Origin of the sequence: Sorangium sp. So ce381 (assembly GCF_051473845.1) — a bacterium.
GTDB classification, from domain to species: Bacteria; Myxococcota_A; Polyangia; order Polyangiales; family Polyangiaceae; genus Sorangium; species Sorangium atrum.
The window spans coordinates 5,379,699-5,392,497 of the sequence record NZ_CP150336.1 but is presented as its reverse complement, the minus strand read 5'-3'; the positions used below and the strand labels follow the sequence as shown (position 1 = coordinate 5,392,497).

Sequence of the window (12,799 nt, the reverse complement as noted above, 5' to 3'; positions counted from 1 at the left end):
GAGACGAGCACATGGCGAGCGGTAAATGGACGCGGCAATCATCGCCCCCGAGGGTGTTCGTGGACGTCGACGTCCAGCGGGACTTCTGCGAGGAGACCGGCGCGCTTTACGTGCAGGGCTCGCCGAACGCGCTGTTCCGGAGGCTCACCGAGCACGCCGTCGCGCACGGGATCCCCATCGTCGGCTCGGTCGACTCGCACGCGTGGGACGCGTGGGAGTTCGCGTCGAACGACACGCCGGCCCCCGAGGGCGGCAAGCCGGGCTTCCCTGACCACTGCGTGAAGGGGACGCCGGGCTGGCTGAAGGTCGAGGGGACGCTGCCGCCGCGCTTCCGCTTCCTCCCGAACGTGGAGCGCGCGCCCATCGACGCGGCGGTGCGCGAGCTCGCGGCGGGCCGGAGCCACGCGGTCTACTTCGAGAAGGAGGTCTACAGCCTCTTCGCGAACCCGCTCGCCGAGGCGTTCCTGCGCGACCTCGCCGCGGCGCTCGGCGACGCGCCGGAGCTCGTCGTCTACGGCGTGGCGACCGACTACTGCGTCCGCGCCGCCGCCCTCGGCCTCGCCCAGCGCGGCTACCGCACGGCGCTCCTGACCGACGCCGTCGCCGGCATCACCGAGGCCGGGGTCGCCGCCGCGCTCGCCGAGATGCAGGCCGCAGGCGTCACGCTCACGACGTCGTCGGCGCTCCTCTTTTAGGTAGGATCCAGCGGATCGCGCGGCGAGCCCGGCGGGCGGCGCGGCCGCGCGCCCGCCGCGATCGCGTCAGCGGCCTTCCGGCGAGCCGGTCGCGTCCGGGATGCTCGGCTCTCCCTGGGCGCGCAGGGACCCGCAGAGGTCCACGAGCGGCTGCGGCTTGTCGAAGTGCCACCCCTGCGCGTAGTGGATGCCCATCGACGTGAGCAGCTCGGCGATCTCCTGGTTCTCCACCTGCTCGGCGACCGTCTTGATGCCGAGCGTGTCGCCGATGCGGTGCACCGACTCCACGATCGCGCGGTGGAGCGAGTTGTCCTTCAGATCGCGCACGAACATGCCGTCGATCTTGACGTAGTCGACAGGCAGGCTCTCCAGGTAGCCGTACGACGCGTGCCCGCTGCCGAAGTCGTCGATCGCGAACCGGCACCCCATGGCGCCGAGCTCCTGCATGAACCACAGCACCTCGCCGAGGTTGGCGAGCGCCGCCGTCTCGGTGATCTCGAAGCAGATCTTGCTCGGCGGCACCTGCGCCCGGTGCAGCTGCTCGACGAGGAAGTCGAGCAGGCCCTCGCGCAGCAGCGACACGCCCGACAGGTTGATCGAGCACGTGTCGAGGCGCCTCAGCGCGTGCTGCGGCAGCGCGCCGATGAGCCGGAACGCCTGGCGCGCGACGTAGCGATCGATCACGTGGATCAGGCCGCTCTGCTCCGCCGCCTGGATGATGCCGACCGGCGAGTAGAACCGGCCGTCCTCGCCGAGCTGCCGCACGAGCACCTCGAAGTGCGCGCCGCGGGGGGTGTGCGCCGCGCCCGGCTTGATGAGCGGGTGGATGCCCTGCGAGTAGAGCCGGAGCCGCCCCTCGGCGAGGTGGCGCTGCAGGCTCGCGACCCACTGCATCGAGCGCCGGCTCGTCGTCATCTGCTGGTCGTCGAGGTAGACCTGCAGCCTCCCGCGCCCGTTCTCCTTCGCGATCCGGCACGCGTGATCGGCGGCGCCGAGCACGTCGACCGCGCGCTCGAAGTGCGGGGTCAGCACCACGAGCCCGATGCTCGCGCCGATCGAGAACGTCTTCTCCGCCCACCCGAACCGGAACTCGAGCAGGCAGATCTGCAGATCGCGCGCGATCCGCTCCGCTTCCCGCTCGTTCTTGTCCGCGAGCAAGAGGACGAACTCGTCGCCGCCGATCCGCCCGGCCGCGTCCTTCGGGCCGACGATCTCGTGCACGCGCGTCGCGACCCACTGGAGCAGATCGTCGCCCGCCTCGTGCCCGCAGGTGGCGTTCACGAGCCGGAAGCGATCCAGGTCGATGTAGCAGAGCGCGTACGGCGTGTTGTTCGCCCTGCAGTCGTTCAGCGCCTCCTCGATGCGATCGATGATCGCGTACCGATCGAGGAGCCGCGTCAGCGCGTCGTAGCGGGGCTTGGCCGGGTGGATCGGCAACGGCCCCGGCGCGCCGAGCTCGCGGAAGAGGATGATCTGTCCGGGCGGGGGCGGCGGCGGCCTCGAGTCGCGCTGGCTCTCGCGCGTGGGGCGCCCCGCGAGCGCGCCGATCGTGTGGAGCACGGGGATGACGGAGCCGTCGCGGCGCTCGAGCAGCGCGGTGTACCGCGCGGACGTCGGTCTACCTGCCGCGGCGGCGTCCGGCGCGGCGAGCGGCGCGCCCGGCGTGCGCAGCGCGCCCTCGTCGATGATCACCGGCGCGAGCGGCGCCACCGGCTCGCGCCGCGGCGTGAGCGCGGGCGGCGGAGCGGCCTTCGCCGGCGCGCCCTCGTCGAACAGCTCGGTCATCTCTCCGACGTCGATGTCCGGATCTCCGCTCGTCGTCCCCGCCGCCGGGATCAGCCGCAGCACGCGATCGAGCAGCGCGCCGCGCGCCTCGACGATCGACCAGCCGGTCAGCCGCTCCGCTGCGCCGTTGACGCGCACCACGCGCTGCTCGGCGTCGACTTCGATCACGCCGACGTCGAGCTCGGACAACCACGCCACGAGCTGCTTGTCCGGCGAGCCGCGGTGCACGTCCGAGCGATCGAACGCGGCGTGCAGGCTCGACTCCGGCCGGTCATCGATCTTTGCCACCACCCAGTTATGGTAGTTGCATTCCCGGAGAAGCGGACTTCTTAAGCGCCGACGGCGAGGAAACTCGACGGTCGCAGACCCCCCTTCGAGGTAGGCTGGGGTCGTGGTGGTCACGAGGCGAGCAGGCGCTCCGGGCAGACGTGGGTGCCGACGCAGGTTGCACGTTCCTCCGGCGCCCGCCGCGCTCGACCTCCAGGACGATGAGGTCAGATTTAACGCTATGCGTTATGACGCTGGGTCGAGATCAGGCAGCGGCGAGGCGTGCCGGTCGCTCCAGGGAGGGGGGTGAGGCGGCCATGGGGATCGTCCTGTTCGGGCTCACCGGCGGCCTGGGATCCGGCAAGAGCACGGTGGCGGCTCACTTTCGCGCGCGGGGGCTTCCGGTCATCGACGCCGACGCGCTCGCCCGCGAGGTGGTGGCGAAGGGAACCGAGGGGCTCGACGAGGTGGTGCGCACCCTGGGCCCGGAGGTGGTCTCGCCGGACGGCTCGCTCGATCGCGCGCGCGTCGCCGCTGTGGTGTTCGCCGACCCGGACAAGCGGCGCCAGCTGAACGCGGTCGTGCACCCGCGCATCACCGCGCTCACGCTGGAGCGCGCCGCCGAGCTCCAGGCGCAGGGCGAGCCGCTGGCCTGCTACGAGGCGGCGCTCCTCGTCGAGAACGGGGTCGCCGACGCGTTTCGCCCGCTCGTCGTGGTCGCTGTGCCCGAGGCGGTCCAGATCGCCCGCGCGATGGCGCGGGACGGCGCGACCGAACACCAGGTACGGGCCCGGCTCGCCGCGCAGCTCCCGCTCGCCCGCAAGGTCGCGGTGGCCGACTACGTCATCGAGAACTCCGGCGATCGCGCCGCGACCGAGCGGCAAGCCGACGAGGTGCTCGCCTCGATCCGGGCGAAGCTCGGTGTCGGTCCCAGCGCCGCGCGCCAGGGATCGGGCCAGGATCCCTGATCGGCATCCGCTGGACCACTGACTTGATGCGCAGTGCCCGGCGTGGAAACCTCGCGACCGGCCGATGACGTCGTTCAAGTCGAAGCTCGCGCGGCTCGGGCCGCTCCCGGCGGAGCGGCGCGGCGCTGCGCCGCTCGCCCCCGCGCCGGCGTCGCGCGACCGCGAGCCCGCTGTGGACGGCGCCGGCCCCTCCGATGCTCCTCCCGCACCGCCGCCCGCGGCGCCGGCTCTGAGCGACGCGGCGCCGGCCGCGGTGGTTGCGTCTCCCTCCACGGGCGTCGCTCGACCGTCGCTCGACGATCTGCGCGAGCGCATCTCCCGCATCGTCGCCCGGGGCGCGCCGCCGACCCCCAGGGCCGATCCCGCGCGCGGCGAGCTCCCCTTCCATGTCGAGCAGACGCCCGGGGGGCCTCTCTACGCGAGCCGCACCCGCTCGCTCGCGGCGGCCCGCGTCGGCCGCGCGCCGCTCGTCGCCGCGCGCGACGCCGACCCGGCCATGCTCGCGCTCCTGTCGCTCGACCCGGCGCTCGCCGGCTGCGACGTGCGGCGGGCGCTGTTCCTCGACACGGAGACCACGGGCCTTGCAGGCGGCACGGGCACCGTGCCGTTCCTGATCGGCCTCGCCTGGTTCGACCCCGGGGCGGACAGCGCGGGGCCGCTCGGCGAGCCCTCGTCCGACGGCTTCGTCATGGAGCAGCTCCTCCTGCGCCGCCTCGGCGAGGAGGAGCCCATCCTGCGCCGCCTCGCCGAGCGCCTCGCCGGCGCCTCGATGATCGTCACGTACAACGGCAAGGCGTTCGACATGCCGCTCCTGCGCGCGCGCTACGTGATGAACCGCCTTCCGCCGCCGCCGGAGCTGCCGCACCTCGATCTCGTCCACGTCGCGCGCCGCATCCACAAGGCCCGCCTGAAGAGCCGCACCCTCATCGCCCTCGAGCACGACGTGCTCGGCCGGGTGCGCGTCGGGGACGTGCCCGGCGGCGAGATCGTCGCGTGCTACGCCCACTTCCTGCGCACCGGCGACGAGGAGGCGCTGCTCGGCGTCGTCGAGCACAACGCCGCCGACGTCCTCGCGATGGTCGCGCTGGTCGGCCTCTACGGCGAGCCGCTCGGCAGCCTCGCCGCCGGCGATCTCGCCGGGGCGGCCGCGACGCTGCGGCGGGCGGGCGCGCTCGATCGCGCGGCCGAGCTCGCGGACGCGGCCGTCGAGCGCGGCGGCGGCGCGGTCGCGCGGCGCGCGCGCGGCGACATCGCGAAGGCGCGCGGGGACAAGGCGCGGGCGCTCGCGGACTACGAGGCGCTCGCCGCCGAGATCGACGACCCCTCGGTGCGCCTCGAGCTCGCGAAGCTCTACGAGCACCACGTGCGCGCCTTCTCCCGCGCCCTCGAGCTGGCCGACCAGGGCACCGCGGAGCCCGAGCCCGCGCAGGCCCGCCGCCGAGCCCGCCTGCAGCGCAAGGTCGATCGCAGCGCCGCCGTGCTCGCGCTGCCGTTCGGGCAAGCCGCCGGCGCGGGCGCGGGCGCGGGCGACGGCGCTGCGGCGCGCCCAGGCTCCGAGCCAGCGGCGCCGCGGCGCGAGGGCGAGGAGTGAGCGGGCATCCACTGCGTCCTCTCACCCGCAACCTCGCCGCGCGCCGCGTCTCGTTCGGGCGTCCAGGCGAGCCGAGCGAGAAATCCATCGGTCTGGCTTCTCGCCAGCTCGCGCGTGGGCTAGGGTGGGGGCGATGATTACCGTCGGCTGCGCCGGTTTTCCCGTCCCAGCGACGCGCTATTTCCGCGAGTTCATGTTCGTGGAGGTGCAGGAGACCCATGTGTCCCTCCCGGGACCTGGAACGATCCGGCGCTGGCGGCGCGAAGCTCCGGGCGGCTTTCGTTTCGCCCTGCTCGGTCCGCGCGAGATCGGGCAGGAGGGGTTTCGGGACGGCAAGGTGATCGAGACGGCGCTCAAGAGCATCGAGGCGGTCGCGGACGAGCTCGAGGCGAAGCTCGCCGTCTTCGTCGGCCCCCCGGAGTTCACGCCGACGCGCGCGAACAAGGCCATCCTGCGCGACTTCCTCGTCAACGTGAAGAAGCGCTTCGAGCGCGTCGTCTTCGAGCCTCCGCCGGGGTGGGATCCGGACGAGTGCGACGAGCTCACCCAGGAGGTCGGCGCGCTCGCCGCGCGCGATCCGCTGAACGCGGGCCTCTCGCGGCTGAAGGTGGCCTACTACCGCCTGCACGGTCCCGCGGGGCACAAGTCGCGCTACGAGGATCCGGCGATCGAGCGGCTCGCGGAGATCGCGCGCGGCGCGAAGCACGACGACGCGACGTACGTGTTCACGAACGTCGACATGTTCGCCGACGCGAAGCGCTTCAAAAAGGCCATGAAGCTCTAGAGCTGCGGTCACCCGCTTCGGAGACGGGCCCATCTCGACGTTTTCGGTGCTCAGCGTACGTGAGTACGCTTCCGCGCCGAAAACGCCGATCTGGGCCCGTCTCCTGTGCGGGTGACCGCAGCTCTCTGGTCGCTCCGTCGCTCCAGCGTCCGCCGCGCCGCGCGCGCGGCGTCGGCGAGTACGACGCGAATGCGCGCGCAGCTCAGGCTTCGCCGCGCCGGAGCCGCCAGCGCTTCGGCCGCGTGAACAGCGCCATCGCGGCGCTCGCGGCCGCGGCGACGTACCACGGGATGTCGTTCACGGTTCCGTAGACGGTCTGCCCGTGCATGAACCGGGCTTCGCCGAGGAGCGACTGCTCCTTGAACGTGTCGCTGTGCGTGACGACCCGCCCGACCGGGTCGACGATCGCGGAGACGCCGCTGTTCGTGGCGCGCACGAGGTAGCGGCGGTGCTCGATCGAGCGCATCTTCGCGAGCGCGAGGTGGATCCACGGCTCCGTCGAGTCGCCGAACCAGGCGTCGTTCGTGAGGTTGACGAGGAGGTCGGGATCGCCCTGGGCGACCAGCTTGTTCACGAAGTGGGGCAGGATGTCCTCGTAGCAGATCATCGTCGCGAGCCTGTGGCCTTCCCACTCGAGCGGAGCGAACGACGTGCCGGAGCTGAAGCGGCCCGAGTTCGGCGACAGCTTGTAGAGGTACGGGACCATCTCGCCGAACGGGAGGTACTCGCCGAACGCGAGCAGGTACTGCTTGTCGTACCGACCGAGGATCTCGCCGTCCTTGCCGGCCATGAGCGCCGTGTTGAAGCTCACGCCGCGCTCGTTCCGGTCGGCCGCCTGCCGGTGGATGACCGTGCCGACCACCGTCGGGACGCCGAGGCGGCGCGTGAGCGACCGCTGGACCTCTCTCTGGTAGGCCGACTCGCGGAAGGCTTGCGGCACGCCTGCCTCGCTCCACACGACGAGCTCCGCGCCCTGCTGCGCGAGCTCCCGGGTCCGGCTCACGTGGATCTTGAGCGCGTTCCCACGGTCGAAGAGCGCGAGGTTCGGCTGGACGATCCCGATCTTGATCGGCTCGGCCGCGGCGGCGGCCGCGTCCACGGCGCGGATCCGGAGGACGCCATACACGGCGGCGAGGGCGGGGGCGGCGATCCCCACGGCGAGGACCGCGCGGTTCAGCGGGCGGCCGCGCCGCGGCGGGACGGCGTCGCCCGGCGCGGGGCTCGGGGGCGCGCGATCCAGCCGGTGCATCACGAGCTCGGCGATCGCGAGGTTCGCGGCGACCAGCACCAGGCCGACGAGGTAGGGGCCGCCGAGATCCGCGACCTGGCCCATCACCGGCGCGTTGTGAACCGAGGCGCCGTAGTACCAGGGGAAGAGCAGCGGGTAGACGAGCTCGCTCGCCACGAACGCGAGCGCGAAGGCCACCGAGCCAGGCCATCCGCGCGCCTCGGCCCGCCCGTAGAGCCAGCCGCACAGGGCGATCCTCCCGGCCTGATAGCCGCAGAGGATGGCCATGAAGAGCGCGCAGAGGACCGTGGGGAATCCGCTGAACACCCGCAGCATCTCGAGCAGCCAGTAGAAGCCGGTCATCGTCATGACGAAGCCGGCGATCCAGCCGAGCAGCGCCGCGCGCCCGGGCGTCTGTCCGCGCAGCGCGACGATCAGCGGGACGAGGCCGAAGAACGAGATCGGCCAGAGATCCACCCCAGGAAACCCGAGGAAGTAGAAGAGCCCGCTGAGCGCCGCGAGCGCATAGGCGAGGCGGGCGGGCAGCGCGCGGGCGGCGCTCCCCGCGCTCGCCGGGGGGGCGCCCCCGCTGCGCGGCGCGTCCGGCAGCGGGAGGCTGGCGGTCTCTCCACCCCCGGCGTCTGCGACGGCAGCCTCGCTCTCTTGCTGGTGCGCGGTCGTCATCGGGAGCGCCCGAGGAAGGGAAGGCAGCGCGCCGTCGTGACGGCGGCGCGGTGGAACCTGGAAGGGCCGAGCATGGCGGCCCCCGTATTGAAGGGACGCTGCCCCTCCGTCAACCCGCTCGGCGCGAGCCTGGCAACCCGCTCGGCGCGAGCCTGGCGACCCGCTCGCCGCGAGCCTGGCGACCCGCTCGGCGCGAGCCTGGCAACCCGCACCGCAAACGAGCGCTCCGAGCGGACGATCCCGGCGCTGGGCGCGCCCGCGCAGCCTGGCCAGGCGGTGGAAGTTCGCGCAGAACGTGCCTGAACCCCCGCGATCGCGACTACTATGCGCACGCAGAGCCCATGTCGAAAATCCTTCACATCGAGGACGACCCCGCGAACCGCCTGCTCGTCCGCAAGCTGCTCCAGAACGCGGGCTACGAGGTCCTAGAGGCCGCCGACGGGCTCGAAGGGGTACGTCTCGCCTGTACGCAGCACCCCGACCTCGTCCTCGTCGACCTGAACATCCCGGGCCTCGATGGATTCGAGGTCACCCTGCGCCTGCGCGGCGAGGCGTCGCTCGCCGGCGTCCCCATCGTGGCGATCACCGCCGAGGGCGACAGGGACACGAGCCTCGCCGTCGGCTGTGACGGCTTCCTCCAGAAGCCGATCGACGCGCGCTCCTTCCCGTCGATCATCGCCCGGTACCTCAGCGGCGCGCGCGAGGAGCTCCCCGCGTCCCAGGGGCCGCTCCGGCTGCGCGAGCAGAGCCAGCGCATCGTCGCCCACCTGGAGCAGAAGGTGGCCGAGCTCTCGCGCGCCAACGCCCGGCTCCGCGAGCTCGACGCCGCGCGCACCGAGTTCTACCGCAACATCTCCCACGAGCTCGCGACCCCGATGACCCCGATCGTCGGGTACGTGAAGCTGCTCGCCGACGAGGAGCTGGGTCCGCTCAACAAGGCGCAGAAGAAGGCGCTCCTCGCGATGGAGGACTGCGTCCGCAGGCTCCGCTCGCTCATCGACAACCTCCTCGACGTCACCGGCATCGAGACGGGCCGGATGCGCTTCATGCACTCCGAGTACGACTTCCTCGACACCACGCGGCGCGCCCTCGCCCAGGTCGCCGACCGCTTCGCCGAGGGGAAGGTCCAGCTGGTCGAGGATCTTCCGCGCGGCCCGCTCCCCGCGTGGGGCGACGCGGGCCGCCTGCAGCGGGCGATGATCCAGCTGTTCGAGAACGCGGCGAAGTTCACGCCGGCCGGCGGCACCGCGGGCGTGCGGGTCACCGTGCTCCAGTCGGGGCACTACGAGCTCTGCGTCGCCGACACCGGGCCCGGGGTCAAGGCGGACCGCCAGTCGCGCATCTTCGAGCCGTTCTACCAGGTCGACGGCTCGGCCACGCGCGCCTACGGCGGCGTCGGCGTCGGGCTCGCGATCGCGCGGCGCACCGCCCGGGGGCTCGGCGGCGACGTGCGCGTCGCGTCTCCCAGCAACGAGATCATCGAGGGGGAGACGCTGACCGGGGCCGCGTTCTACCTGACGGTCGCCCGGCGAGCGCCCTTCCAGGACGATGGCAGCTCCCCCGGCCGGCTCGGCCCGCCCTCGTCTCCGCCCACCGATCCCTCGTCGTCCATCTGATGCACCCGGCCGCTCGCGCCATCTACCTCGACTGGAACGCCACGACGCCGCCGCACCCCGAGGTCCTGGCGGCGATGCAGGCCGCGGCCGAGGTGGCCTGGGCCAACCCCGCGAGCGTCCACGGACCCGGGCGTCGGGCGCGCGCGTTCATCGAGCAGGCGCGCGAGGCGGTCGCCCGGCTGACGGGCTTCGACGCGCGCGACGTGGTCCTCACCTCGGGCGGCACCGAGGCCAACAACCTCGCGCTCTGCCACGCGTTCGACGAGCGATCCGGGGCGCTCGTCGTCTCGCGGATCGAGCACCCGTCGGTGACCCGCGCCGCCGAGGCGCTCGCCGGCCGCGGCGTGCACGTCGCGTGGATCGATCCCGAGCCGTCCGGCCGGGTCGCGCCGGAGGCGATCGCTGCCGCCGTGGATCGAGCGGCGGCCGTCGCGCCCGTGCGCCTCGTGAGCCTCCAGGCGGTGAACCACGAGACGGGGGTCATCCAGCCGATCGCCGAGGCAGCGGCGATCGTCCACGCCCGCGGGGCGCGCCTCCATGTGGACGCCGTCCAGGCCGTGGGACGCCTCCCGCCGGAGGCGTGGGCCGGGGCGGATCTCGCGTCGGTCGCGGCCCACAAGCTCCGCGGGCCGAAGGGCATCGGCGCCCTCGCCGTCCGGCCGGGCATCCGGCTCCGCCCCGTCCTGCTCGGAGGCGCCCAGGAGCGCGGGCTGCGGCCCGGGACGCAGGACCCGCTCGCGGCGGCCGGCTTCGCCGTCGCCGCGCGGCGCGCGATCGGCGGTCCTGCCCGCTACGCAGCGCTCGCCCCGCTCCGCGATCGCCTCGAGGCCGAGCTCGTCGAGATCGGGCGCGCGGCGGGCGCCGCGCCGATCCGCAACGGGGACGGCGACCGCGCCCCCCACGTCACGAACCTCTCCTGGCCCGGCTGGCGCGGCGACGAGCTGTGCGCCGCGCTCGACCTCGAGGGCGTCGCCGTGTCCAGCGGCGCGGCCTGCAGCGCCGGGACCGCCGAGCCCTCCCCGGTCCTCACGGCGATGCTCGGGCCAGAGCGCGCGGCGTCCGCCGTGCGCTTCTCGATCGGCGAGGACACGACCGAGGCCGAGCTCGTCGAAGCCACGCGCCGCGTGGCCCGCGTGCTCTCCCGCCTGCGATCGCTTCGAGCCGGAAGCTGAGCCGATCCCGTCGCTTACCGGGAACCCGTCGATTCTTGAACCATCCCTCGAGCCATTCCGGATTAGCGCGCAGAAAAGGGTGAGTCCACAGGGGTATCTCTTCGTAGCGATTGAGCTTTTTGAGGGGGCTGTGGATTCTTTAGGTCGATCCATTGAATGGATCGAATCGGTCGTTTTGCTGTGAGCCTGTTCAGCGTTCGACGAGGTGCTCGATTCTGCTTCAGGTTTCGTTTGTATCTGTTCGAATTTGTTGTCAATTTTGTTGATGTAAGGGGTCACCCTGCGGCGCTGCCCGACGAGCTCGCGGCGCGCGATCACGCTGGCTCCGGATGCATTGATCGAGGGGCGTCCTGGTCAGCGCTCGGGTGACCTCGCGCTCGACGTGCGGCGCTGCCAGGCGACGTCACGGCGCGCGAGCGCCCGGGTCACCATCACCTGGAGGCGCCTCGCGAGAGGCCGAGCTTGCTGTCCGATTACGCGTTACGCGCTCGATGCGCGGCGCTGCCGGACGACTTCGTAGAGCGCGATCGCCCCTGCGACCGAGGCGTTCAGCGAGGCGATGGGGCCGGTCATGGGGAGCCGGGCGACGTGCTGGCAGACGCGGCGGACCGAGCGGCGCGTGCCCTTGTCCTCGGCGCCGATGACGATCGCGACAGGGCCGGTCAGGGGCAGCTCGCCGAGCTCCACCGGACCTTGGGCGTCGAGCGCTATCGCGGCGACGCCTCGGGCGGCGAGCGCCTCCAGGGCGTCGGGCAAGGAGGGGACGCGGCACAGCCTCGCGTGCTCGATCGCGCCCGCGGACGCCCGGAAGGTCGCCGGGGTGAGCGGCGCCGAGCTGTGCTCGGGCCACAGGATGGCCCGGGCGCCCAGGGCGACGGCGCTGCGGATCACAGCGCCGAAGTTCTGCGGGTCCATGACGCCGTCGAGCGCCACCGTGATCGTGCCGGCGCCGGGCTGGCCCTCCTCGACGACCGGGATCTCGTCGACACCGACGATCCGCAGCTCGGGCGCCGAGGCCACGGCCCCCTGGTGGCGGCCTCCGGCGCTGCGGCGATCGAGCTCGTTGCGGGGCGCGCGCTCGGTCGGGATGCCCTGACCCTCCGCGAGGCGCGCGAGCGCGTCGAGCTTCGGGCCGCCGTCGCGCTGGACGAGGACCCACCCGACCCGCGCGCCGTGCGCGCGGATCGCCTCACGAACCGGCTGGAGACCGTAAACGAGGCGGCTCACGTCAGCGCGGGGGGTGGAGCGTGTGCGCGATCTCCTGGACGATCGAGCGCGCCGTGGCGAGCGGATCGGCCGCGTCGCGGATCGGCCGGCCGACCACGAGGAGATCTGCGCCGGCCGAGATCGCGGCCGAGGGGGTGGCGATGCGCTTCTGATCATCGCCTTGCGCGCCGCCTGCGCCTGGGCCGAGGCGGATGCCCGGCGTCACGATGAGCTCGCCCCGCCCGAGCGCCTCCCGCAGCGCGGGCACCTCGTGCGGCGAGGCGACGAACCCGTGGATGCCGGCGCCGCGCGCGAGCTGCGCCAGCCGGACCACGTGCTCGGACGCGCTGCCCTGCACGCCCTGCGCGGTGAGATCGTCGTCGTCGAGCGACGTGAGCACGGTGACGGCGAGCAGGATCATGTCCTGAGAGCGCGCCGCCTCGAGGGCCGCGCGCCTCAGCATCTCGGCGCCGCCGGCCGCATGCACCGTCAGGTACCGGACCCCGAGCGCGGCGGCGCCCGCCACCGCTCGCGCCACCGTCTCGGGGATGTCGTGCAGCTTCAGATCGAGGAAGACGTCGAGCCCGAGCGACTTGCCGAACTCGACCGCCCTCGGCCCCTCGCGGACGAACAGCTCCAGACCGACCTTGAGCACGCCGATGGAGGGGGCGATGCGGGTCGCCGCCGCCCTGGCGTCGTCGAGGTTCGCGTAGTCGAGCGGGAAGACGAGCCTGCGGCGCGCCTCGTCGAGCGAACCGCTGCCGAGGCTCGTTCTCTGCCTGACGGAGCTGAAGTTGACCATG

At 72.9% G+C, this 12,799-nt stretch carries 10 protein-coding genes; 6 read left to right on the top strand and 4 right to left on the bottom strand.

Features of this window, described 5'->3' with window-relative positions; all coding sequences use genetic code 11:
• The first annotated feature begins 11 nt into the window (after window positions 1–11).
• Window positions 12–695 (top strand): cysteine hydrolase family protein, encoded by a 684-nt coding sequence (locus tag WMF29_RS20235; RefSeq protein ID WP_437330412.1) that lies wholly within the window; start codon window positions 12–14, stop codon window positions 693–695.
• Window positions 696–761: 66 nt separating this feature from the next.
• Here the strand turns inward: WMF29_RS20235 and WMF29_RS20230 are convergent, their stop codons facing one another.
• Window positions 762–2,768: a putative bifunctional diguanylate cyclase/phosphodiesterase gene (locus WMF29_RS20230; protein ID WP_437330411.1), complete on the bottom strand. Its 2,007-nt coding sequence runs from the start codon at window positions 2,766–2,768 to the stop codon at window positions 762–764.
• Between the two features lie 296 nt (window positions 2,769–3,064).
• Here WMF29_RS20230 and coaE point away from each other — a divergent pair, with 296 nt between their 5' ends.
• The 3 genes from coaE (at window position 3,065) to WMF29_RS20215 (ending at window position 6,090) form a co-directional block, all read left to right on the top strand.
• Window positions 3,065–3,715 carry a dephospho-CoA kinase gene (gene coaE, locus WMF29_RS20225; protein WP_437330410.1) on the top strand — a complete coding sequence of 217 codons (651 nt, stop codon included), beginning with the start codon at window positions 3,065–3,067 and terminating at the stop codon, window positions 3,713–3,715.
• Between the two features lie 64 nt (window positions 3,716–3,779).
• A complete protein-coding gene (locus tag WMF29_RS20220) occupies window positions 3,780–5,306 on the top strand; it encodes a ribonuclease H-like domain-containing protein (protein WP_437330409.1) in 1,527 nt (508 codons plus the stop codon).
• Between the two features lie 133 nt (window positions 5,307–5,439).
• The gene (locus WMF29_RS20215; RefSeq protein ID WP_012236337.1) at window positions 5,440–6,090 is read left to right on the top strand and encodes a DUF72 domain-containing protein; all 651 of its coding nucleotides are present in this window, start codon (window positions 5,440–5,442) and stop codon (window positions 6,088–6,090) included.
• A 202-nt stretch (window positions 6,091–6,292) separates the two neighbouring features.
• Here the strand turns inward: WMF29_RS20215 and lnt are convergent, their stop codons facing one another.
• A complete protein-coding gene (gene lnt / locus WMF29_RS20210) occupies window positions 6,293–8,002 on the bottom strand; it encodes an apolipoprotein N-acyltransferase (protein ID WP_437330408.1) in 1,710 nt (569 codons plus the stop codon).
• A gap of 341 nt (window positions 8,003–8,343) precedes the next feature.
• On the opposite strand from lnt, the gene WMF29_RS20205 reads away from it, so the two are divergent.
• A complete protein-coding gene (locus WMF29_RS20205) occupies window positions 8,344–9,618 on the top strand; it encodes a hybrid sensor histidine kinase/response regulator (RefSeq protein WP_437330407.1) in 1,275 nt (424 codons plus the stop codon).
• On the top strand, window positions 9,618–10,790 hold the full coding sequence (locus tag WMF29_RS20200; protein ID WP_437330406.1) for a cysteine desulfurase family protein: 1,173 nt from the start codon (window positions 9,618–9,620) through the stop codon (window positions 10,788–10,790). The genes WMF29_RS20205 and WMF29_RS20200 overlap by 1 nt, the downstream gene beginning before the upstream one ends.
• 480 nt (window positions 10,791–11,270) lie before the next feature.
• Here the strand turns inward: WMF29_RS20200 and WMF29_RS20195 are convergent, their stop codons facing one another.
• Both WMF29_RS20195 and pyrF read right to left on the bottom strand, forming a co-directional pair.
• Window positions 11,271–12,017, bottom strand: a complete 747-nt coding sequence (locus tag WMF29_RS20195) for a TrmH family RNA methyltransferase (protein WP_272099394.1) — start codon at window positions 12,015–12,017, stop codon at window positions 11,271–11,273.
• A gap of 1 nt (window position 12,018) precedes the next feature.
• A complete protein-coding gene (gene pyrF / locus WMF29_RS20190) occupies window positions 12,019–12,798 on the bottom strand; it encodes an orotidine-5'-phosphate decarboxylase (RefSeq protein ID WP_437330405.1) in 780 nt (259 codons plus the stop codon).
• Window position 12,799: the final 1 nt, after the last annotated feature.